General features: G+C 60.0%; 17 protein-coding genes and 3 pseudogenes. 14 read left to right on the top strand and 6 right to left on the bottom strand.

Annotated elements, in window-relative coordinates; all coding sequences use genetic code 11:
• The first annotated feature begins 1 nt into the window (after position 1).
• Positions 2–949: pseudogene (gene ligD / locus IVA93_RS11555) on the top strand (non-homologous end-joining DNA ligase).
• Between the two features lie 30 nt (positions 950–979).
• On the opposite strand, the pseudogene rnhB reads toward ligD, so the two are convergent.
• Positions 980–1,803, bottom strand: a pseudogene (gene rnhB, locus IVA93_RS11550) (ribonuclease HII).
• Between the two features lie 229 nt (positions 1,804–2,032).
• Here rnhB and IVA93_RS11545 point away from each other — a divergent pair.
• Both IVA93_RS11545 and IVA93_RS11540 read left to right on the top strand, forming a co-directional pair.
• Positions 2,033–2,554 carry a hypothetical protein gene (locus IVA93_RS11545; protein ID WP_247789783.1) on the top strand — a complete coding sequence of 174 codons (522 nt, stop codon included), beginning with the start codon at positions 2,033–2,035 and terminating at the stop codon, positions 2,552–2,554.
• A gap of 112 nt (positions 2,555–2,666) precedes the next feature.
• Complete coding sequence (locus tag IVA93_RS11540; protein WP_524536859.1) at positions 2,667–2,966, top strand: ATP-dependent DNA ligase; 300 nt, start codon at positions 2,667–2,669, stop codon at positions 2,964–2,966.
• A 1,599-nt stretch (positions 2,967–4,565) separates the two neighbouring features.
• Here IVA93_RS11540 and IVA93_RS11535 read toward each other — a convergent pair.
• A pseudogene (locus IVA93_RS11535) lies at positions 4,566–4,763 on the bottom strand (hypothetical protein); the annotation flags it as partial.
• Positions 4,764–5,182: 419 nt separating this feature from the next.
• Between IVA93_RS11535 and IVA93_RS11530 the strand changes: the two are divergent.
• Both IVA93_RS11530 and IVA93_RS11525 read left to right on the top strand, forming a co-directional pair.
• Positions 5,183–5,371 (top strand): hypothetical protein, encoded by a 189-nt coding sequence (locus tag IVA93_RS11530; protein ID WP_247789782.1) that lies wholly within the window; start codon positions 5,183–5,185, stop codon positions 5,369–5,371.
• Positions 5,372–5,631: 260 nt separating this feature from the next.
• A complete protein-coding gene (locus tag IVA93_RS11525) occupies positions 5,632–6,066 on the top strand; it encodes a hypothetical protein (RefSeq protein ID WP_247370331.1) in 435 nt (144 codons plus the stop codon).
• A gap of 151 nt (positions 6,067–6,217) precedes the next feature.
• On the opposite strand, the gene IVA93_RS40915 is transcribed toward IVA93_RS11525, so the two are convergent.
• Entirely contained in the window at positions 6,218–7,654 is a 1,437-nt protein-coding gene (locus IVA93_RS40915; RefSeq protein ID WP_346771679.1) for an alpha/beta fold hydrolase, read from the bottom strand.
• A gap of 424 nt (positions 7,655–8,078) precedes the next feature.
• Here IVA93_RS40915 and IVA93_RS11510 point away from each other — a divergent pair, with 424 nt between their 5' ends.
• The 5 genes from IVA93_RS11510 to IVA93_RS11490 all read left to right on the top strand — a co-directional run bounded on the left by IVA93_RS11510 (position 8,079) and on the right by IVA93_RS11490 (position 11,483).
• Positions 8,079–8,288 (top strand): hypothetical protein, encoded by a 210-nt coding sequence (locus IVA93_RS11510; protein ID WP_247370330.1) that lies wholly within the window; start codon positions 8,079–8,081, stop codon positions 8,286–8,288.
• Between the two features lie 351 nt (positions 8,289–8,639).
• A complete protein-coding gene (locus IVA93_RS11505) occupies positions 8,640–8,894 on the top strand; it encodes a hypothetical protein (protein ID WP_247370328.1) in 255 nt (84 codons plus the stop codon).
• A gap of 519 nt (positions 8,895–9,413) precedes the next feature.
• Positions 9,414–10,112, top strand: coding sequence for an outer membrane protein (locus tag IVA93_RS11500; RefSeq protein ID WP_247789781.1), 699 nt, complete (start codon positions 9,414–9,416; stop codon positions 10,110–10,112).
• A 799-nt stretch (positions 10,113–10,911) separates the two neighbouring features.
• Complete coding sequence (locus IVA93_RS11495; RefSeq protein ID WP_247361381.1) at positions 10,912–11,148, top strand: PilZ domain-containing protein; 237 nt, start codon at positions 10,912–10,914, stop codon at positions 11,146–11,148.
• Between the two features lie 140 nt (positions 11,149–11,288).
• Positions 11,289–11,483: a hypothetical protein gene (locus IVA93_RS11490; RefSeq protein WP_247488357.1), complete on the top strand. Its 195-nt coding sequence runs from the start codon at positions 11,289–11,291 to the stop codon at positions 11,481–11,483.
• A 1,695-nt stretch (positions 11,484–13,178) separates the two neighbouring features.
• On the opposite strand, the gene IVA93_RS11485 is transcribed toward IVA93_RS11490, so the two are convergent.
• The gene (locus tag IVA93_RS11485) at positions 13,179–13,823 is read right to left on the bottom strand and encodes a LabA-like NYN domain-containing protein (RefSeq protein WP_247488354.1); all 645 of its coding nucleotides are present in this window, start codon (positions 13,821–13,823) and stop codon (positions 13,179–13,181) included.
• 871 nt (positions 13,824–14,694) lie between these two features.
• Between IVA93_RS11485 and IVA93_RS11480 the strand changes: the two genes are divergently transcribed.
• The 4 genes from IVA93_RS11480 (at position 14,695) to IVA93_RS11465 (ending at position 17,907) form a co-directional block, all read left to right on the top strand.
• Positions 14,695–14,955 carry a DUF1488 family protein gene (locus tag IVA93_RS11480; RefSeq protein ID WP_247488352.1) on the top strand — a complete coding sequence of 87 codons (261 nt, stop codon included), beginning with the start codon at positions 14,695–14,697 and terminating at the stop codon, positions 14,953–14,955.
• A gap of 103 nt (positions 14,956–15,058) precedes the next feature.
• Complete coding sequence (locus tag IVA93_RS11475; RefSeq protein ID WP_247789780.1) at positions 15,059–15,376, top strand: co-chaperone GroES; 318 nt, start codon at positions 15,059–15,061, stop codon at positions 15,374–15,376.
• A gap of 138 nt (positions 15,377–15,514) precedes the next feature.
• Positions 15,515–17,164 (top strand): chaperonin GroEL, encoded by a 1,650-nt coding sequence (gene groL, locus IVA93_RS11470; RefSeq protein WP_247789779.1) that lies wholly within the window; start codon positions 15,515–15,517, stop codon positions 17,162–17,164.
• 359 nt (positions 17,165–17,523) lie between these two features.
• Entirely contained in the window at positions 17,524–17,907 is a 384-nt protein-coding gene (locus tag IVA93_RS11465; RefSeq protein WP_247789778.1) for a hypothetical protein, read from the top strand.
• A gap of 401 nt (positions 17,908–18,308) precedes the next feature.
• On the opposite strand, the gene IVA93_RS11460 is transcribed toward IVA93_RS11465, so the two are convergent.
• Both IVA93_RS11460 and IVA93_RS11455 read right to left on the bottom strand, forming a co-directional pair.
• A complete protein-coding gene (locus IVA93_RS11460; RefSeq protein ID WP_247488351.1) occupies positions 18,309–18,533 on the bottom strand; it encodes a hypothetical protein in 225 nt (74 codons plus the stop codon).
• A gap of 1,611 nt (positions 18,534–20,144) precedes the next feature.
• A complete protein-coding gene (locus tag IVA93_RS11455; RefSeq protein ID WP_247488349.1) occupies positions 20,145–20,822 on the bottom strand; it encodes a Crp/Fnr family transcriptional regulator in 678 nt (225 codons plus the stop codon).
• Between the last annotated feature and the right edge of the window lie 924 nt (positions 20,823–21,746).

Genomic DNA, 21,746 nt, shown 5'->3' with positions numbered 1-21,746 from the left:
CATGGCCCGCAAATCGACCCTGCCTCGTCGCCTGCAGCCCATGTTGGCCACGCTCACGGATGCGCCATTCGACGATCCAGATTGGGTCTTCGAGGACAAATTCGATGGTTTCCGCATGGTCGCGGAGATCCGGCGTGATCAGGTCGCGCTCTACAGCCGTAACGGGAAGATCATCAGCCACTCCTACGTGGAGGTCGCGAAAGCGCTAGAGGGCGTGAAGGCGAACGCTGTGATCGATGGAGAGCTGGTCGCGATCGGTGAGGACGGCGTATCCCATTTCCAGTTGCTATAGAACGCCCTGCGCCATGAGGCCAAGCTCTTGTACTGCGCGTTCGACCTCATGTTTGCAGACGGCGAGGACCTGCGTGCGCTGCCGCTCCTTGAGCGCAAGAAGCGGCTAGAGGCCATCCTGCCGCGCCACAAGCTGATCGCGTTCAGCAACCACCGCAAAGGCAAGGGAACGAAGTTCTTCGCGGAAGCCGAGCGGAGACATCTCGAAGGCGTCATGGCCAAGCGCGCCGACAGCCCGTACGCGTCGGGACGCCGGACCGCCGATTGGCTGAAGGTGAAGACCGCGCAGCGGCAGGAGGTCGTGATTGCCGGCTTCACGGCGCCGAGGCGAACTCGGCCCTTCTTCGGCGCGCTCGTGCTGGCGGTACGCGAAGGGGATGCATGGCGGTACATCGGCCACGTCGGCACGGGCTTCAGCCACCAGGTTCTCGAAGAGCTTCACGGCAAGCTCGTGAGGCTCAAGACGGCCAAATCGCCCTTTCCTGCGAAGGTGAAAGATGAGCAGGTCACGACCTGGGTGCGGCCTTCGCTGGTCGCGGAAGTAAAATTCGCCGAGTGGACCGGCAAGGGCGAGCTGCGCCAGCCGGTCTATCTCGGCCTGCGGTCCGACAAAAAGGCCAAGGACATCGTTCGCGAAAAGAGTTGGTCGCGAAAATAAGGCCGCTGCGGCGGAGCAAAAGACTTGGGCTCAGCCGGCTTCGCGCTCGGATGCTGACGACCACGGCGGCAGGGGCGGCAACCCGAGAGCCTTGCGTACAGGTCCGAACGACCTCCTGTGAGCTGCGCACGCACCAAGCTTGGCGAGCGCCTCATAATGAGCCGGCACCGGGTAGCCTTTGTGATCCGCGAATCCGTACCCGGGGTGGCGCACGTCGAGCGTCCGCATGACCGTGTCGCGCTCGACTTTCGCCAGGATCGACCAGCAGCGATGCTGGCGGACTTGGCGTCGCCCTTGATGATGGCTTGCTGAGGGATGTCGATTTCCTTCAACCGCTTCGCGTCAATCAGCAAAGGCCGCGGCGTCAATCCTAGTCCCCTGACCGCGCGCTGCATGGCCTGGATGCCCGCCCAATAAATGTTGATCGCGTCGATCTCCTCGACCTCCACGAAAGCCACACACCAACTCTCTGCCTTTGCCTTGATCTCCTTCGCGAGTTCCTCGCGAGCGGCAGCGTCGAGTTTCTTCGAGTCGTCGATCCCGACTATCCGCGTACCGGGCTTCAGGATCACGGCGCCAGCGGAGACTGGCCCGGCGAGAGGGCTCATTCCAGCCTCGTCCACGCCCGCCACGGCATGAAGGCCGCTCTCCCAGAGAGAGGTTTCGAAACTGAGCATCTTGCGGAGGCGCTGCCCTTCGGACCTGTTTTCGAAACGCCGTTTATCGATTGAAGCCAGGATGGCACCGGCTCCCGCGCGGGTGTCGGCCCGCAATATCTGCTCGACGCTGGCCTCGAGTGGTCTTTTCTCAACGACATAGCGCTGACGCAATACGTTTAGTGAATACTGGGACATAGCGGCCATCGTGAATTGACTGTGGGGTGGTGTCGGTGAAATTTGTGGCGATTGTCTGAAGTTAAGCTACGCCGCTCAACGACTGGCAGCGCGTTGTCGAAAAGGAACCGGCCCGGCCTTCACCTGAGATGGATTGCATCCACCGATCTCAGAACGGAACTAACTGGTGTCTTCATCCCTTTAGGAGAAGTGGAGCCTCGATCCCAGGGTGCTTCCGAGGGACAGGTCCATGCTCCGAGAGTCCGGCAACGAAGAACAGGTTCTGGACCGCACCGCCGAAGTGGCGGCCACCATCGCGGAAGAAGGGCTTCGGTATGTCAGCGACTCCGCGCCCGGCTATGCTTACGGCCTCGGCTTGCTGGCCGCTCGACGATATGCGGACCTCTTCAAACTGTTCACCTTCCCGCTGGTAACCGACCGCGACACCACCTCAAACGTGGTCGGTCACCTGTTCCTCAGCGCATGGGCCGGCGGGGAAAACAACGTGTGGCAAATTGTGCCCGGCCTTGAGCGGCGCAAGACGGCCCTCAGCGACCACTGCATGATATCTTTCAGACTTGGACCGGCGACTATTTGTTTTCGTCAGAAGGTTACACCCCCTTCTTTGAAGAATTCGAATTGCTGGGCTCGCTCGCCTACATCTCACTCGGCAGCAGCAAAGAGGATTTGCAAGGCGTCCCGCAACGCACGGCGGACAAATTTGTCCCATTGGACGGATGTCATGGGACGGACAATGGCGCCATCAGGGTAACATTCGCAGATGCGGCAATACGGGGGGTCAAATATTGCAGGCCAAATGACAATCCCACCCTAGGTCGGCTGAAAGGTGGTTGGCGAGCCGGTGTGCATGGCCAGGAGGCGCGTTGCCAGGAGATCCGTGCAAGCAGGTCCCTTCGGAGCCGGACTGGATCCACGAAGTAAAGCACGACGGCTATCGGATGCTGGTCATTCGGGAGAACGACCGTGTGCGCCTGCTCTCCCGCAATGGCACCGACTGGACCAAGCGCTATCCCTGGATTGCCGAGGCCGCTCTGAAGAACCGGCAGAAGCATTTCGTCATTGACGGCGAGGCGGTGATCCTTGGCGTTGATGGGGTTTCAGACTTCAATGGGCTGCACTATCGGACCGGAGCTTTTCCGGGCGGCCTGCCGCATGGGCCTTGAAGGTCTCGTCTCGAAGCATCGCGATCGGCCCTACCGCGGCGGCAGGCAAAAGCACTGGATCAAGGTGAAGAACCGCAGGCACCCAGCAATGGATCGAGAGCTGTGATGGCCGCGGAGTTGATGATTGGGTAGCCCAGTTCCCAATGAATCAAGTCCGTGCGGGATCTATGCCGCACGGACTTGATTGCAACTGTCCAGGCCCAGTCGGATTCCGTCGCAGCAGATCTAGCGTCCCTGTAATACCCCTACAAGGAAGCCCGTCATTTGCGACGGGCTCAAGGTCAGGGAGGAAAGGCGCCATGAAGGCGCGGGTTAAACTTATAACGAGTCGCGCCAATACCGTGTGTCGCAACTCACACTGTGGACAACAAAAGTGCCCGCGGGTCGCGCCATTCGATCGAGCCGCATCAGCCTTGATCCGGCTGCTGAGGCTGCCGGTCCGCGCACGATCAATGCACCACGCCGAGGTGAGCAGCCGTCGCGGATGCAGGGCGTCATCACACCATGGAGCTCTCAAACCCATGACCCCGTGAGATCATGTAGGGTCTGCCGTGGGCCATCAAGGCCGTTCGCCGCGGCGCTGGGGCCGCCCGGCACTGTGCGACGTCCGCGGCTTTCACTGCCGCTGCGCTCCCAGCAGGGCCAGTTGGCGGCCCCTTGTCCTGCCCCTGATGGCAGCCAAGGGCTCAGTCCAGCGCACCTCAGCGCGTTGGAGCTGGCCGCAGCGTTCTTAGCGGAGGGCCGCAAAAGTCGACATGCTCGGAACCGAGAGCGTAGCCCGAGATAGCTCCAAAAGACACACGCCAGACGGTGTTCGGATAGCTGCCGGCGCAAACCAAATGTGTCGTATCGGATGCATAGTTGACGCAGCGCTTTAGACACTGCCTCGCCAGCGCAGCTTGGCGATCGGGGCAGTTCAGGCCGGTTCTTTCGTCTTCGGCCCTCCCGGCGTCGTCCTCAAAAAAGCAATCCCGCAACTGCGCATTTCGAGTCAACACGTTCACGCATTGAGTGGTCGCGTCGCCGACCTGCGCCTTGGTCGGTTTCACCAATGGGCACTCTGGGGGAATCTGAGCTGGGACCACGTAGGTACGCGCTGGCCGGCGGGCGAGCACGGCGGCTCTGTGCTTGCTCACCGCGGACCCACGTGACGGCCCTCGAGAATCTTCGGCGCAGGCGATAGGAAGGCATCTGGTCCACAGCGGACCGCTGCTCACGCACCGATTGGCGTCTGGCGCGCAGCCGGTGGGGCAACAGGTTTGCGCAGACGCGGGCGATATCACCGCATATGCCAAGACCAGGATTGTCACCTTGAGACGGCGCATGTTCCCCCCACCAGACAGCAGCTAAGCGGCGCTCCACTTGTCCTTTTCAATCGCGCTCATTCTTTTTCTTCTTGTCATCTCCATCCTGGCCGCCAAAGCCCGAGGAGCCCTTGTTACCGCCGCCACCTCCAGATCGGGAGCCTTCCTCTCCGGAATGCGCGACCTTGGACCCCTTTGCGCCACCCGAGTTCTCGCCGCCACCCCCGCCGGAGCCCCCACCACCGCCGCCGGCTGATGAATACTCCTTGGTCGAGTGATCCTCGGTCGCGCTGTGTGGATCATTGTCGAAGGCTGAATGACTGCTGCCGCCGCCGCTATATCCTGCTCCGTCTTGGGCGCCGGAACGTGCGATGGCTGTTGACGTCAACGACGTCGACAGGAGTAGAGTCATCGCTGGCGGGGTTATGGCAGCAAACCTGCCACACATCTTCAAGAACTCCCGGCGGTCTTCGTCTTCTTCTGTTGTGGGCATCAGGTATTCCCCCTCGGGCTAACTGCGACTATTTAACTTAAAGCAAATTAAATAAATTAAATCCTTTAATTGTTCAATCACGAAAAGTTACGTTCTGGTGCGCCTACCATTGGTCGTACTGCCCTGCCGCGCGGCGGCAGAAGGTCTGGATCAGGTGAAGAACCGCAGCCACCACCCTGGCAAATGCGAGCCGCTGGACCGGTCGGCGCTGAAGTATATTGCGGCAACTACTCGGGGTCAGTCGCTACTATGCTGTATAGAATTTCAGTTGCCGTGGCGTGGGCTTCTCTTGCCTTTATCACCTACGCAAGTCTGTCTCCAATCCACGACAGGCCTCAACTGAGCAGTTCGGCCAATATCGACACGTCGCGGCCTTTGCGTTCCTAGGTTTGGCATTTTGTGCCGCGTACCGGGACCGGATGACGCTGGTGTGCAGCCTCGTGCTTGGTAGCGCAGTGGTGCTGGAATTGTTGCAAAAGCTGACGCCAGATCGCCATGCTAGATTGCTGGATGCGTCCGAAAAGGTGGTCGGCGGGTTGCTCGGGATTTTGCTCGCCAGCATAGCTTTACGCCTGATCGAGCGCTGGACGGCTGCATCTGATGTCTAACGGTTCTTGCGGGTTGGGTTCATGCCCAATCGTGCCATAAGCCAGGGACGACCGTCGACATAGCTCACGTCCCAATATGGATAATCAACTTCAGCTGGTTGGGTCCCTAGTTAGCCTGCTTAGTCCCTTCAACCAGGTCAGGAGCCGACTAGTTCGTAAGGTTTGCGTTTGAACTCTCCCGCGCCGTCATTACTGTGATTGGATTGCCAATTGCCTTTCCCGCCGCGCTTCGCGGCCGGGTTCAAACCAATCGGACCACCATGTCCTCTAGCTCCAACGCCAGTATCGCCAAGAGAGCGCGCACGAAGGCTGAGGCGGATTTTGCCACCTGGCTCATGATGGCCAAGCTCGGTGGTTTCGATGACCTGCCGTCCAGCGCCCAAAGCTTTCTGACTAACTATCGAACTCGGCTCGAGACAATGAGCGAGGCCGAGTCCATGGCCCTAGCCGTTCGCGAGGTCTACAGCGCTTATTACAGCGAGATGGGAGGCGTAGGCGCAGCGCCGGAACCAAAGGCTCGGACGCCAACGACAGAGGGCAAAGCCGTGCGGTCCCAGAGACCGCCTAGACCTCAACCCGGTCAATCGGCTGCGCGCCATTCGACGAGGCCAATGACCCGAAAATCCCTCCCGGCACTGCTGATTTTCGCAAGCATGGTGGCACTGGTTGTCGCATTCGGATTTTTAGCGCAGTAAGACCGTCCGCGGATTGTGTGCGACGTCCGCTTTCCCCCGATAGCGACCCAAATAGCGGACATCGTGCACTTCGCTTGGCCTAGAACAGACATCAAGGGGAAACCCGTGGCGCATATTGGTCGGCGAAACGGAGCCGCCGTATCCAGTACCTTTAGTGTTGAGTATCGGAGGCGAGAAATGATCGTAGCTCGTCGAGAAAGCGTGCCAAAGCCGGCTCGCCCTCCAGCATGATGTGATTCCGGCCTTCGAGCGGGACAAAGCGGGCGCCGGGAATCCCCGCGGCCAGCCGACGGCCCGACTCGAACGGCACTCTCGCGTCGTTGCGGCAATGCATGACAAGGGTCGGCACCTTGACCTGCGGCAGTAGTGAACTGATTTCCACTTCGCCATTTGCCAGTAAATTGCGCGCTGCGTCTTCGGCCGAGCTCGAGATACGCTGTAGCTCGTTAAACCAGTCGGCCTGCTCCTTGTTAGCGTCCGGAATAAACTGGGACGTGAACATCTGCCTGAAGGCCGGGTTTTCCTGACCCCATCCTAGCCGCATCAGCGTCAGCATCGCATCCCCGGCCGCGTTCTCCGCCTCGGTCCTGGCGCGCTTCTTCCAGCCGACGACATAACCTCCGTAGAGAATCAGATGCGACACTCGCTCCGGATGCCGGACCGCGTAGGCAATCGAGACCGCGCACCCCTGGGATATGCCGAGCAGCGCGAACCGTTCGATGCCCGCGGCGTCGACCACCGCATCGAGGTCGTCGACGAACCGCTCGAATGTTACGTCCGGGATGTCACGATCCGAAAGCCCATTTCCCCTTGCGTCATATCGGATGAAAAGGTGCTCGCGGGAAAATTCCTGGTAGAGATGCCGCCAGATCGGACTTTCGAAGTCGAATTCGATGTGGGTCATCCAGTGCCCTGTCTTCACCAGCGGATGCCCTTGGCCCATCCGGGCGTAGGCCAGCTGCACGCCGTCGCCGGTCTGGCAGAAGTGAATTTCCTGCTTGTGTTGGACGGTTGACGCCGCCACGGTGTCTTCCGCAGACGAGGGAATCGCGGCGTCTGGAATTGCCTCGATGTCCTTGGCAGTGAGCCCGAACACGCCGACCGCGCGCGAGATGTTCTTCACAGCCTGCTCGCCCAAATCAGCAAAAGCCATCGACAGCTTGTCCCGGATCTGGTCGTTCGCCGCCCTGGATATGCATACGCCGCCGGGCTCGCAGAGCGTTTCCAAGCGTGCCGCGATGTTGACGCCGTCGCCGAAGATATCGTCGCCGTCGATGATAATATCGCCGACGTTGATCCCGATCCGGAACACGACCTGCCGTTCCGCAGCGATCCCTGCGTTGCGCCCCACCATGCTGCGCTGAATCTTGACCGCACAGCCGACCGCATCCACGACGCTGGCGAATTCCACCAGCATCCCATCGCCGGTGGTTTTGACGATGCGGCCGTGGTGCTCGGAAATGCCGCAGTCGACCAGTTCCCGGCGGTGCGACTTGAGGGAATTGAGGGTCCCCACCTCGTCGGCGCCCATGAGGCGGCTGTAGCCGACCACATCCGCCGCTAGAATGGCCGCAAGCCGACGTTGCATAGCTCTTGCCCTCTCTGCCACTGCTAGTCTGCCCGCAATCAGTGGCCGCGACAAGGCTGAAGCGGGCCGGTGGAATCCGCCTCGGATCAAAGCGCCGTTTTGATTTTGCCGCGCACTTCCGGTCTATCCCGATGATCGGACGTAGTCGGTGTCGGCGGCCACTTCGCAAAAGGCCCGATTGCGTTGACAAAGGCCGGAGGTAGTTCGTTGTAATGGCGCGATCGCCGATGCGGCCGACGGGCCAGACTCTGGATGCGCTCATTGATCCGTTCCATGCATTTTCTCTGTCGCAAACTCGGATGAGGTTTGGCTTAGATCGCCATCACCTCATGATGGGGCTCCGGACCTGCCTCTGCACAGGCGGAGGATATCAACCGTGGCAAGCGCGGCCGCGGTAAGTGCACCGGGAACATTGACCTAGGTCATGGGCCGGGCGCTGCCATGGCCGATGCTGGGCTATGATGGACACGTTCGTTGCGCGACAAGCGGCGAGTACGTTCAGCACCGGTTCGACGCTGAGTCGAATGCGGCACGCGCCTCCTTCATCCTCGTGCAATGCCCAGGCTGCGGCAAAAACCATTTCATCAATCGCGTGACGCACAAGCTGCTGTTGGGCCATGAAGACGACCGCTGATAGTGCCTCCACGCAAAAGCCGCCAAGGTTTCCCTCAGCGGCTTGTGTCGTTGCGTTGCGTTTGCGTAGAGGTTTGCCGCGCCGAGCGGTGCTCGAACGTGGCCCAAGCCTGCCACCCACAGGACGCACAACCTTCATGAATGAGGCAGTGGATACGTCATCGCATGAGGCAGTCGATGCGTTGCCTGTATGTCGGGGCCAACGTATCCCCGATGGACTATGATGTGTCAGCGGCGACGATGCGGATCAAGCCAGTGCTGCTGTCCTATCGGATGAAATAGATAGTCCCGCCGCCCTGCGTGCCTCAGTATCACGACCCATGATAGCAGCTCCATCGAGAGAGCCCCCTCCATGAAGCGGCGTAAGTATCATCCCGGCAACTTGATCCCGATGTTCCGGCTGGCTTCGAAGCTGTGCAAGCAAATGCGCGCGACGGGCTTCGCCGATAACGGCGGAGCCATTCACAGCGCCGAGCGGATACTGAACATCCTCGGCCAGTATCTGGTCTACCCGGAGCTGAGCCACATTAACATCTCCGCAACTATGACAGAGCCGAGTTCTCTGTTGCCGCGCGAGCAGCGTTCGACCGTGGTGGCAAGGTTCTGATCGAGCACGTCTCCCCGGTCAGAGACCTCACGCGAATAGCAATCAACAGGATCGATGAGCTAGACGACGACGCCTTCGCCATTTTGTGAAGAAGCACTTTCGTCTCGTGCTCCTGACCCCGGAAGAGGCGCAGCGATTAAATCGTCAGAACCGCTCGAGGATGACCAGTGATCGCCTTGCGGGCATTAAGATGGCTAAGCGCATAACTCGATAAACTCAAGCGCGACGGGGTTAGGCGGAATCCATTTGGCATGCCCAAATCAGAGTGTCTCGCCGCCATGCTGGCTGGGCGGAGGCCAACATGGATAGGCAAGCCTTACTCTCTTGATCTTCGCAAGCGTGTAGTGGCAGCGATTGAGGGTGGAATGTTCCGCAATCAAGCTGGCGCCGTTGCCTGCGGTCGCGCGCGAAAAATGGTGCGCTTCAGCATTCCAGTGCGCTGTGTGTCTGCCGCGCTACAGCAAATTCGGTGGATTGGGGTAGCTTTTGGCACAGCTTTTGAAACCTGAGAGACTCGAAATGAAAAAATTCCTTCTAGCTACCGTCGCTTTTGCCGCCCTAGCGGGTACGGCATCGGCAGCTGATATGGCCGCGCGTCCTTACACCAAAGCCCCAGCGATGGAGGCCTCGCCGATTTACAACTGGACCGGCTTTTACATCGGCGGTCACGTCGGTGGCGCATTCGGTGGCAACAACAACATTCTGGCCCCCGGCTTCACCGGCACCAACAGCAACGATGGTGTGTTCATGGGCGGCGCGCAGGTCGGTTACGACCATCAGTTCTCACCGAACTGGGTGCTGGGCATTGAAGCGAACTACAGCTTCCTCGACACCAATGACAATCCCTTCGTCAACCGTGGGCTCGGTTCGGTCACCGGTCGCCTTGGCTACACCTGGGGTCCGGCGATGGTGTACGTCAAAGGCGGTTATGCCTGGGCTGACTCCCGCCTTACGAATGGCTTCGGCGGCGGCACCTTCACCAACAACGGCGGTGGTCGCGATGGCTACACGGTAGGCGGTGGTCTCGAATACCTGTTCGCCCAGAACTGGTCGGGCAAGGTCGAATATCAGTACTATGACTTCGGCACCCGGAACGCTCTCTTCACCAGCGCCGCTGGTCTTGTGACCGCCGTCGGTTTCCGCAATGACGAGCACACCATCAAGGCCGGCCTGAACTACCGGTTCAATTGGGGCGCTGCCTCGGCTTCTCGTTACTAACGGCTTACATAATATACTCAAAAGGGTCAGCCTCGGGGCTGGCCCTTTTTCATGAGCCGGAATGACTGGCGCCAGGATTGCGTGTTTATCGGACATCGAGGGGCGCTTCGTCTCCTCGCCCTGCGGTGCGCGGGGCGGACGTCCGGCGGGACTGGAGCACCAAGGCCGTGCTCGTGCCGTGGCGCGGGTTTAGCCGGCTCTCACCTATCGCCGGAAGGAATGCTCGATCTCGCGCAGCATAGCCAGGGCGCGGTCAGTATAACGTCCTTGGGATAGTTGTTGGTCCGCAAGAGCGGCCGCCACCAATACAAGACCAGCTATGCCACGCCCTTGATCATGGCCTCTTCCGCTTTTGCATCACCAGTCGCGACGGGATGTTATGGAGATGCGCGCGGCCTCGCACGACTGGCTCTGTACTGCCGAGCGCGCGGGCGATCTCATCTGGTCGCCGCCTAGCCATCGCCAGCAGTTGTTGATGCTCCTGCGGCGTCCCCCTTGGCACCAACGGTAACCGTGACTGTGCCATCGCTCCGGCATCCCCAGCTTGCCAATCCTCTTAGTGAGCAGGCCTGGACGGCGGACAAGGCGTTGCGTTTCCGGAACACTGCAGGCGTAAGGTTTTCTGCGCTCGCTCGCACAACCTCCGATGCCCGCGTGAAGACATCAGGTCCACTGGAAGGAGACTCTCGCTGGACCAGCCCACGGTAAATGCTTTCTCTATTTGCCCGCAGAATGTACTCCCGCCTTTCCACGACAGCTTTATCGATCTGTAAGAAACTCTGGCTTAAACTTTGTCCCCATGGAAAAGCGAACCGCACGCCGTCAACGTGTATTTAAGTCGGCAATCATCGAGTTTCCCGGGGGCGCCTTCAGTTGCGTCGTCCGAAACTTCTCCGACCTGGGCGCCAATCTGGACGTGCCCAGCGCATCTGGCATTCCGCACGAGTTCACACTCGTCATTCCGAGTGCGCAGTCCCAGCTTTCCTGTCGAGCGGTGTGGCGCTCGGAGCGACGGATCGGGGTTGCGTTTTCCTGATCATCATCCTGGTGCTGGCGGTTGGTTACCGAGGCTATATGGGCTCAGGCCAAGACGCTGGCCCATGATCCGGCAACCCGTTGACTTATCGCAAGCTCTAAATCACGGTCCTCCTCGCCGGCAAGAGGCGGGGCTAAGTGATGAACGACCAGAAGAACTACAACGAGCGCTACTTCCTGCGCTTGCTCCAACATGGCCCGTTTGAGCGGCGGCCGCGCGGAGGCTGGCGCTTCGGTGTCAAGGTAATCAGCGATGCCATCGTCGAGCGGCTCCTCGCCAGTGGCCGCGCGGAGATTACCGGCTCGCAATTAAGGCTGAAGCCGCTCGCAAGCTAACCTCTGATCCGCCGAGCAGATCGAGCTGAGCTACGACCTCGCCATGATAGTGCTGGCGCACCTGACGCGCGAGCGTGACGCGGGCACCACCGATCGGCTGGCTGATCGGCATTGTTCAGGACGACGGCCCGCGCGATACTGTCGCCGAGGTAATCGAACCGGCCCAGTTGGTCCGAGACGGGCCAGAAGCAGACCGTTCACGCGGCAAGCTCATCTTCATCTTTGGTTTTTCTCGCCTGGACTCGCCTTAGAACCAACTTGCCGAATTTCCCCATCGTGGTTACGACTTGTGGTTGCTTCTCACTACGTTGCGAGGCAACGGTTCAGTTGCCCATGCGTCAAGACCAAAGAACAAGAAAGCCGACGGGTGACCTTTGAGCACAGCTTGCCAGCGCAAATGATGGCGATCGATGGCACCTTGGCGTCGTTCGTGTACGCGTTCAGCCCTTGCAAGTCTGCGGGCCTGCTCAAGCGCTTCGGCGCCAGGCCCGGCCGAGCCGGCAGCTCGGTATATCGTCCAAATAGAAATAAACGCTCGGCCGGACATCGTCGAAGCAGAGCTCACAGCTGCCGCTTTGGGGCACCTTCGTGCTTGCGGATGCAGACGGAGACCATCCCGACACCAAGCCACGCGCGGCTGGCAAAGTTGTCGATTACTGGTGGCTCGATCGGCGGCGCGGCGATCTACTGCCTGGCGTGGGTGTGAAGCGCATGACGCACTTTCGTTCCGAGCTTGGCTGCGTATCGGCTGAGTTGTTTTCAGCTTCACTGGGCTCGCTGCCGGGCCTGACATTGGCACGGCGACTCCGCACGCCTTGCAGACAAAGCGGGGTTCGAGATCGGAGAGCCGGACGTGGTCGGGCCACTGGTCGGCGAGAGCGTTGATCGGTGCTGCTGCTACACGAACGGGTCACCCATCTGACTGGAAAGGCCTGGACCGCCGGCCTAGGCGGCATCGCGGCGGGTGTTGGGCCGGCGGTCCGTCGGGCCGAATGCACGGGGAGCACATTCAGCACGCCGAAATAGGCTAGCAAGGATCCGCCCCGGAAAACGCCGCCCGCTTAAAATGAAGCGTAGGCGGCGGCGTTCCAGCCCCGAGAGGGATAAGCAAATCCCGGATATTCATTGGTCTCGACGTTCAGCGGCAAGGTTCACTCTCTTTGCGGCGAGTGGCGAGCGCAGGCCCACGAGGACCGCAGGCCGGGGCTGCCTGGGGCTGCAAGGCCATTTAGCCGGTCCTTAACCAGCTCCGGGCATCATATCCCGACATGATCAAGGGCGTGGCCATAGCTGCTCTTGTACTGGCGTGTGCCAGTCTTGCAGATCAGCAGTTGTCCTACGGGCGCTATACGGATGCGGCCGTGGCTCTCCTGCGCGACATCGATCGCTCATTCCGGAGGTGAGAGGCTGGTCGCCCCACCGCACGCCGTGGGCGTGTACCGGCAAAAGAAAGAGGCCGCCCGAGGCGGCTCCTTGGGAGTGGTCAGCTCTGCGGCTGCTCCACGTCGGGCTTGTGCGCTGTCTTTAGGCGTCTCTTCGCTCTCGGATGACAGATCGGCGGCCTTCGGTCGCGCTCACCGGGGCGCGATCTCTCTCGAAATTCGCCGCGAGTGTTACGCCGCTGGATGGCCTCAGTTCGTCTGCCGAGCAATGCGGACGCGACATCGTCGCGTCATCAACTTCACGGGTACACCGCTATTCGTCGCTCGGCTTCTCGCTGGGCTCGCGCGTGCTGACGATCGAATCCTCAGCTCCGCCGGGTCGCGAGGCGCCGCGCCTCATCGGCGCGCCATTCTGGCGCACGTCGCCGCGTTCGGAGGGATCTCTGCCGACCGTGGACTGCAGCTCCGCCAGGTCGGTGAAGACGTCGGCTTGGCGGCGGAGTTCGTCGGCGATCATCGGTGGCCGGCTGGCCATGGTGGAGACAACGGTGACCCGGACGCCGCGGCGCTGCACGGCCTCGACCAGCGAGCGGAAGTCACCGTCGCCGGAAAACAGGATCATCTCGTTGATGTGTCCGGTAAGCTCCATGGCGTGGACCGCGAGCTCGATGTCCATGTTGCCCTTGACCTTGCGGCGGCCGCCGGCGTCGACGAACTCCTTGGTCGGCTTGGTGACGACGGTGTAGCCGTTGTAGTCGAGCCAGTCGACGAGCGGGCGGATCGACGAATACTCCTGATCCTCGATGACGGCCGTGTAGTAGTAGGCGCGAACCAGGGTGCCGCGGCCCTCAAACGCCTTCAGCAGGCGCTTGTAGTCGATGTCGAATCCCAACGTCCTTGCGGTGGCGTAGAGATTGGCGCCATCGATGAAGAACGCGATCCTGCTCGGTGCGGACATTTGGACGCTGCCGGAAATTGGTTTCCAGGACGGAAACAGGCGCTTCTATCCGGGCTCTGGGTCATTGAAGCAAAAAGGTTTAGGTAAGGTCGGGCGGCCTGGGTCTCGCTTCCGCTCACCCTCATTCCGGCGGAATCCCAGCTCCGACAGGTCGGAGGCTACGCGCAATTGTTTCTGCCTCAAAGCATTTTTCCTTCAACGAAGGATTATCCGTCGATCGCCAGGAGCGAGCTTGGGCACGCAGATCTGAACCCGCGGCAGCATCGGTAAGACAAAGCACAATGGGAAGTCCCCCTGACGGTTGGCGGTGCGATGCGATTTCCTGTTTTCGAGACCCACGTGCGAAAGCGCGGCCGCACGTGGTGGTGGTTCTTGTGCACGGCCGACGGCCGCACGCTTATGCACGGGTCGGAAGGCAAGCGTTCCGCAGCCAGATATCGGGCAAATCGGGTGCTATTCGAGGTGCTGCTGTTCGCCGAGCCTCAGTCGGACGGTGGCCTCGACACGAGCCGAGCCGGCCCGCGGCGGAGCCGTTCAGCCAACTGAGCCAAGCCCCGACGACGCGCTTCGTCCTCGGCCAGACGACCACCGGTCCGGACATGACCAGGCAATCGCGCCCGCCCTCCTTGGCCGCGTAGAGCGCCCGGTCGGCTGCGCTTGGGCAGGAGCGTTGGTGGCGCCGCCAAGACTGACGGTGACGAGCATGGAGGGCGGATCCAGCGCGTGCAGCATGGCCCAATTCACGAGGCTGGTCGTAGACTTAATTGGCGCGGGCAGTTGTAATCCGATTCCAGAGTAGCCATCTAAGGCTTAGCGCCGCCAGATTGCTTTCAGCATATCTTCCCCGTGCGCAAACTTGATCGGACCCACCATGATCGAGTTTCCAAATCACAGTCGTTCATATGACCGAACGCGGCATGCCGTGCGTTTTTGGGGATACGATAGTGCGCTAGAGGCGTCGTTTTTCATAGAGGAAGACGCGCTGAGGCGACTTCAACCGGATGCTCACCCTAATGAATCGGGTTTCCTGAACGCATTCGATTTCAATCGTGATGCGATATGTGCCGCCGCTGCCAGGGTGTACGTCCGCGGCAGCAGGGGTTCTTACGATCTGGTCGCCGCTAATTTTTGAAACGAAGACCCACGTCTTAGTGGACGCGGAAGGCTCGATTTACGCCACGTAGTTCATTCCGACCGCAAATTTAGAAATAATTACAAAAGCCAGGGAGAACCGCATGAAATTCCGTCCGCTCCATGACCGTGTCGTGGTCAAGCGCATTGAGCCCGAGGACAAGACCGCTGGTGGCATCATCATCCCGGACACTGCCAAGGAGAAGCCCTCCCAGGGCGAAGTCATTGCCGTCGGCCCGGGCGGCCGCGACGAAGCTGGCAAGCTGATCCCCATCGACCTGAAGGTCGGCGACCACGTGCTGTTCGGCAAGTGGTCGGGAACCGAGGTCAAGATCGACAATGTCGACCTGCTGATCATGAAAGAGAGCGACATCATGGGCGTTCTCAACGATTTGCCCGCTGCCAAGAAGAAGGCAGCGTAAGCGCCAGCCAGTTTTCCTTACCCTAGGGATTCGGCGTAGCCGGGCTCTCCGAAGGATGAGGCCGCAATTCAAATCTCATCCCTCAAAAGCTCGCCAGTTGCGGTCTTTGGGATTTGACCAGTTGAAACGGAGATCACTATGTCAGCCAAAGAAGTCAAGTTCGGCGTCGATGCCCGTGACCGCATGTTGCGCGGCGTCGAAATTCTTAACAACGCGGTAAAGGTGACCCTCGGTCCGAAGGGCCGCAACGTCGTGCTCGACAAGTCGTTCGGCGCTCCCCGCATCACCAAGGACGGCGTCACCGTCGCCAAGGAAATCGAGCTCGAAGAGAAGTTCGAGAACATGGGCGCGCAGATGGTGCGCGAAGTCGCCTCCAAGTCCGCTGACGCGGCCGGCGACGGCACCACCACCGCGACCGTGCTCGCGGCCGCGATCGTGAAGGAAGGCGCCAAGGCGGTTGCCGCCGGCATGAACCCGATGGACCTCAAGCGCGGTATCGATCTCGCGGTCGAAGCCGTCGTTGCGGACCTCCAGAAGAACTCCAAGAAGGTCACCTCGAACGAGGAGATCGCCCAGGTCGGCACCATCTCGGCCAACGGCGACGCGGAGATCGGCAAGTTCCTCGCCGACGCCATGAAGAAGGTCGGCAACGAGGGTGTCATCACCGTCGAGGAAGCCAAGTCGCTCGAGACCGAACTCGAGGTCGTCGAGGGCATGCAGTTCGACCGCGGCTACATTTCGCCCTACTTCGTCACCAACGCAGACAAGATGCGCGTTGAGATGGACGACGCCTACGTCCTCATCAACGAAAAGAAACTGTCTCAGCTCAACGAGCTGCTTCCGCTGCTCGAAGCGGTCGTTCAGAGCGGCAAGCCGTTGGTTGTCATCGCCGAGGACGTCGAAGGCGAAGCGCTTGCGACCCTGGTCGTGAACCGTCTCCGTGGCGGCCTGAAGGTTGCGGCCGTCAAGGCTCCCGGCTTCGGCGATCGCCGCAAGGCCATGCTGCAGGACATCGCGGTCCTGACCGGCGGCGAGGCCATCTCGGAAGATCTCGGTATCAAGATGGAGAACGTGACGCTTGCAATGCTGGGTCGCGCCAAGAAGGTGATGATCGACAAGGAGAACACCACGATCGTCAGTGGCGCCGGCAAGAAGGCCGACATCGAGGCGCGTGTTAATCAAATCAAGGCGCAGATCGAGGAAACCACCTCGGACTACGATCGTGAGAAGCTGCAGGAGCGTCTCGCCAAGCTCGCGGGCGGCGTCGCGGTGATCCGCGTCGGCGGCGCGACCGAAGTCGAGGTCAAGGAGCGCAAGGATCGCGTTGATGACGCGATGCATGCGACCCGCGCTGCGGTTGAGGAGGGCATCGTCCCGGGCGGCGGCGTCGCCCTGCTCCGTGCTTCCGGGCAGCTCAAGGGCCTGCGCACCAAGAACGACGACCAGAAGACCGGCGTCGAGATTGTGCGCAAGGCACTGTCCTACCCCGCCCGCCAGATCGCGATCAACGCCGGTGAAGACGGCTCGGTCATCGTTGGCAAGATCCTGGAAAAGGAGCAGTACTCCTACGGCTTCGACTCGCAGACCGGTGAGTACGGCAACTTGGTCGCAAAGGGCATCATCGACCCGACCAAGGTGGTTCGCGTGGCGATCCAGAACGCGGCCTCGGTCGCGGCTCTCTTGATTACCACTGAAGCCATGGTGGCCGAGGTGCCGAAGAGGAATGCAGGCGGCGGCGTGCCTGCAAGTGGCGGCGGCATGGGAGGCATGGGTGGTATGGATTTCTAGGTCAACTCGCTCATAGCCGAACCGCAGAAAAGGGACGGGATGGACCGATCTCCAGGACGTAGAAGACTATGAGGCTGCTGTTCGACCGGCATCGACCGCGAATGGCCTCCCAAGCGAAAAGCCCGGCCACGAGGGCCGGGCTGATCGACAACATACTCCAAGTCAGGCAATGCATTATTTCCAGAAGCATCGCGGGGCAGATACTCGCCGTAGGGCGCAGGCGCCAGACTGCAGGGACCGGCGCCTCAGGCCATCCCGAGAGTGTCGGCACCCAATTGACTGAGCAATTTGGTACAGACGTCGATCGCTCGACCTGTCTAGCCTCCTGCTCAACATACCTCTAACTCAAGGTGAAAATCATGGAAATCTCCAGGGAGACAAAAGCTGCCGTGCGGCCGGCACTTTGGGGAGCCGTGGCCGGAGCAATCGCTCTGGCAATCATGGGGTTCAGCTGGGGCGGTTGGGTGACAGGTGGGACCGCCGAGACGCTCGCGAAGAATAGTGCTGCGACAGCTGTCGTTGCAGCTCTCACACCCATCTGCGTTGAGAAGTTTCGACAAGCCGCTGATGCATCCGCGAACTTGGTCGAAATGAAGAAGGCGACCTACGCATGGGACCAGAGCAAGTTCGTTGAAAAAGGCGGTTGGGCCACGATGCCGGGAAGCGCCGGGCCAAACTCAGCCGTTGCAAAAGCCTGTGCCGAATCGCTTGGTACCAACAAAGCTGTGGAGCTGCGTGGATAGTCACATCGGCAGTTCGTCTAGCTCCCCTCGTTCTCCCTTAGCGATAGAGCGGCAGCGCCAGGTCTCGCATCGCTAGGCGTATCCCTTATTCGAGGCAGCTTGTTCGCGACCGGCTTCATTCTTGGGCCTGTACTCCGTCAACAAGATGAAGCCGGCCCTCCACGTCTTGAAGCGGCCGCAACGCTGAGCTCGATCGAGAGCCAGCCGAGGTGGCGACCATGACGGCATGAGGACCGACCGCACGCTAGCGACAGAGCAATGGAACTCGCGAGACAGGATGCACCGGCCGAACTGTCTCCGCACGAGGCGGTGGCCGAGATTCGGGACGTGCTGGAGTCGATCGGCGACGCCTGTCCCGAATGTCCTCCCGAGGACGGCTGAAGCCGAGCGTTTTCACGGGACTATCCGCCGACTAGCCAAGAAAAGCCGTGCTTCCCAACCCAACCCATCGCCGCTGAAAAAACGAGCGAAATCAAGCCGGCCAAAAACCAGGAACGTCCGCGTGCGGCACTGATCGAGCGCAGATACAGGAAGGCTCCGAGCAGCGTCCCGTAATTCCTCCTGAAGTCTCCGTTAAGCTTCGCTATCTTCGATAGCTCTGAAGATGTTTCGTGTTCATCGGCCACGATGCTGGCTCCCCCGACGACTACCAGCACCCTATCAACCACTGTTTTGCCCGACGGCGCAAGCACTATTTCGGTTTATCGAAATGTCGATTCGGCTCGCTTAGAGGCCCCTCGGATGTGCCGGCTCTCAGCCGCGCCGTCGAATCCCTTCAGCGGGAGAAAGGTTGGCTGAAAGCGCCCGTTGATCGGGTGCTGACCAAGTAAGGCGCGGCTCAATGATGGGTATCTTCCTTAAGAGACCTTTGGAGATCCGAATGTCGCAGTACGTTCACGCTTCAAACATTGCACATTATCGAAAGCTCATCGCTGCAAATACGCTTGATCCCGCTCGGGGTCAGGGCCGACATGCAATGCTGTTGACGCTGCTTGCCGTGAAATTAGTGCTGGACAGGCTGCCGCCGACATATTCGCGAGAATACAGATGGCCTTGGACGCGACAAGGTCGCGCCTGAGCCAGTGAAGCAGGGCCGCTTCAGTTGTCGCGGCCTCTCTTTCAATTCCATGTCGCCTGTTGGGCTCTTCTCGGAAGTCGCGCGGTGGCTCCGTCGTCATTTCAGAGCGGACGACAAGAGGCACGGGCTTGCTCTCGCGGGGCTCTCAGTCCTCTGCGGGCACTTAAGGCTTCCTGAGAAGTCCCGGCACCTCCAAGGCGCTCCAGCCGAGCAGCAACGGTTTGTAGCGGGGACCGAGGAGAGCCTTGGATTCCTAGGGCGCCTCAGGCCTTCCGCCCCGAAAGAACTCCGATCACCAAGCCGGCCTCAGCAATGATTTGCAGCGCGATTAGTGGCTGGCGCCGTCTGCTCATTGAGACCAAGCGCACGTCGGCATGCAGGGATCGCGAGCTGACTGTCAGGCGCGGAATATTCACGGTATCTTGTCGGAGGCCGATCACTTTGCGAATTGCCCTGTTCTCTCGGAGCGATAGTGATCAACCATCGAACTGGGCTACAAGAGCTGTCTTCCTTGACCGATCGGACCATGCCTCTCACCGTTGCGCGGCCAAAGGTCACGGTGGCAACTAGTCCTCGATACTGGGCATAGCGGCTACGTCAGGCCTCGATAGGGTCATTCGTTTCGATCTGCTGCACGTCTTCCGCCGTTCCGTTCATGAACCACAAATCGTGACCATGTCTGCAGAACAGTAAGAGCATAGAGTTAATGAACGGCCGACACTGCAGCAGGGCCTCGTCCCGGCGGATTGGAAATAGGCCGCAGATTCTCGCTAATCGGCTGGAAGTGGTTATACCTACGGCATCACCGCGCGCCCTGGCAGTTATCGGCGACTGAGCGTCCCATGCTCCCGCGAAGTTACGCGGAACCATTCATGCTCAAGCTAACCCCTTCTGGGGGCCTCCTTCATGGTGTGCCTGCTATGGGGAGTGCTCTTGATATTGCTGGCGGATGAGCAAGCGCAAGACTCCCGCACACCCAGGAAATTAAATACGGCTGCGAACTCAGGCCGACATATAATTCCGCCCGAGTATTTTAGCGCGCTGTCTGGCTAATGGATTCGCGTACAGGATTGCGGGATCACGCCCGAAAGATCCCCTTCAGTAACTGGCCTAGACGCCGCGTGCGTCCGCCGGTTCTGGTACCTAGATGTTGCTCGACTTATGGGTCGCGTTGGATCTCGGGTTTGTCGTACAAAACGGCGTTCAGTAGCGAGCTATTGACCTCGATCTTTCCGTTGTAGTTGATCAAGCCGAGCTTGCGAAATTTGTTCATGAAGAAACTGACGCGAGATCGGGTCGTTCCGATCATCTCGGCCAATGTTTCCTGGCTGATGTTTGGGCTGATCTGTTGAGGGCTCCCCTCCTTGCCGAAATTGGCCAGGAGGAGAAGTAGGCGCGCCAGTCGCTTTTCACTGGAATTGAAGAGCTGGTCGATCAGATCTTCTTCAACACGACTGTTTCGGGTGAGCAGGTAACTCATGAACAGCTCGGAGAATTTGGGCTGGTCGTGCAGCGCCGCGAGCATGGCCCTTTTAGTGATCACCGTGATCAGGCAGGCCTCCATCGCTGTCGTCGTCGCAATCCGCACCGAATGGCCGTTCATGCAGCCTTCGCCAAAGAATTGAGCCGGCTCCAAGATTCCGACCACGGCTTCCTTGCCCTGCTCGGATATGACGACGACCTTCACCCTCCCTTTTTGGATATAGAAGATCGTGTTCGCCTCATCTCCCTGGGCAAAGATGACGTCACCCTTGCCAAACTTAAGGATGGTCTTTCCTTCGCCTACGTTGGCGAGAAACTCCTTCGGGTCAAACGGTGGATTGGCCTTGCCTGGCATGCCGATTTTTGCTTCCCATCAACGCCCGCTTTGGTTGTCCCGCCCGACCCGCGCCGCTAAACCGGCCAGACGGAAAGCCCTCCACTCTCCGCATCGTTGTGCCATTTGCGCCTCGCCGCAGACGAGCGTTGCCAAGAGGGCCGCAATACGCACCTGAGACTATATCACGGCTTTGAACCTACCGATTGTTGTGCATTCCGAACACTCGAAAATTCGGACTTCATGACCGGGCTGGTCAGGTTCGATACAAACGAGCCGCATAGGCTTGCCGCACCTCAAACACGGAAGAATTCTGCAGCACCTGCCATACCCTCGTCTCGCTGCCTTGGTGAGCCTGTGCCAGCTCCAACCTAAATAAACAGTGGCAGATGGTTCCTTCCGCTAACGCACGACGTTGGCCAGAAGACACCCCTCGCACCAATTCGGAGTCTTGGTCAATATTGACCAGTCCCGCAGCCATGACTTGAGCGAAACTAGGTCAATCGCCGCTCCGACCGGCTGTTATCGGCGACAGAGAGATAGGTAATGCTCCCGCCGACTTCGGGGAACGCAGATGTCATCCGTCCAACCAAACCCAGTGCACCGCCGCGCCGAGCTCGGACGGAATATCCTCAGTTCCGAGCCTTTGACCCAGAGGGGTCATTCGATGGTGACGGTTCGGCATACGTTCCGGTGGCCAATCCGTTCCATTTTCGGGCTGGTGCTTGGTCTACTTCCGGCCTCGGTGGCCTAGTTTGAAAATCATCTCAGTGGCTCAACATAAATCGCTCGGGTGGTCAATTTCGGACATCGGCGATCCGTCCGAGAGGATACCGTCTTAAGAAACAGGGGACCCTATGACCGATAAATGGGATGAAAGGCTGCGTTGCCCGCAATGTGGCAGAACGGGCACCGCCAGTTTGTCTCACTTCAAAGGCGTCGACA

The sequence above is a fragment of the Bradyrhizobium sp. 155 genome (genome assembly GCF_023101105.1).
Lineage (GTDB): Bacteria > Pseudomonadota > Alphaproteobacteria > Rhizobiales > Xanthobacteraceae > Bradyrhizobium > Bradyrhizobium canariense_D.
The sequence above is the reverse complement of the archived record's forward strand: the minus strand, read 5'-3'. Positions and strand labels throughout refer to the sequence as shown.

Bases quoted from the DNA above. Each gene is read 5' to 3' on its own strand.
- IVA93_RS11545 (WP_247789783.1), top strand. From the start codon at position 2,033: ATGCTCCGAGAGTCCGGCAACGAAGAACAGGTTCTGGACCGCACCGCC.
- IVA93_RS11530 (WP_247789782.1), top strand. From the start codon at position 5,183: ATGACGCTGGTGTGCAGCCTCGTGCTTGGTAGCGCAGTGGTGCTGGAA.
- IVA93_RS11525 (WP_247370331.1), top strand. From the start codon at position 5,632: ATGTCCTCTAGCTCCAACGCCAGTATCGCCAAGAGAGCGCGCACGAAG.
- IVA93_RS40915 (WP_346771679.1), bottom strand. From the start codon at position 7,654: ATGCAACGTCGGCTTGCGGCCATTCTAGCGGCGGATGTGGTCGGCTAC.
- IVA93_RS11510 (WP_247370330.1), top strand. From the start codon at position 8,079: ATGGGCCGGGCGCTGCCATGGCCGATGCTGGGCTATGATGGACACGTT.
- IVA93_RS11505 (WP_247370328.1), top strand. From the start codon at position 8,640: ATGAAGCGGCGTAAGTATCATCCCGGCAACTTGATCCCGATGTTCCGG.
- IVA93_RS11500 (WP_247789781.1), top strand. From the start codon at position 9,414: ATGAAAAAATTCCTTCTAGCTACCGTCGCTTTTGCCGCCCTAGCGGGT.
- IVA93_RS11495 (WP_247361381.1), top strand. From the start codon at position 10,912: ATGGAAAAGCGAACCGCACGCCGTCAACGTGTATTTAAGTCGGCAATC.
- IVA93_RS11490 (WP_247488357.1), top strand. From the start codon at position 11,289: ATGAACGACCAGAAGAACTACAACGAGCGCTACTTCCTGCGCTTGCTC.
- IVA93_RS11485 (WP_247488354.1), bottom strand. From the start codon at position 13,823: ATGTCCGCACCGAGCAGGATCGCGTTCTTCATCGATGGCGCCAATCTC.
- IVA93_RS11480 (WP_247488352.1), top strand. From the start codon at position 14,695: ATGATCGAGTTTCCAAATCACAGTCGTTCATATGACCGAACGCGGCAT.
- IVA93_RS11475 (WP_247789780.1), top strand. From the start codon at position 15,059: ATGAAATTCCGTCCGCTCCATGACCGTGTCGTGGTCAAGCGCATTGAG.
- groL (WP_247789779.1), top strand. From the start codon at position 15,515: ATGTCAGCCAAAGAAGTCAAGTTCGGCGTCGATGCCCGTGACCGCATG.
- IVA93_RS11465 (WP_247789778.1), top strand. From the start codon at position 17,524: ATGGAAATCTCCAGGGAGACAAAAGCTGCCGTGCGGCCGGCACTTTGG.
- IVA93_RS11455 (WP_247488349.1), bottom strand. From the start codon at position 20,822: ATGCCAGGCAAGGCCAATCCACCGTTTGACCCGAAGGAGTTTCTCGCC.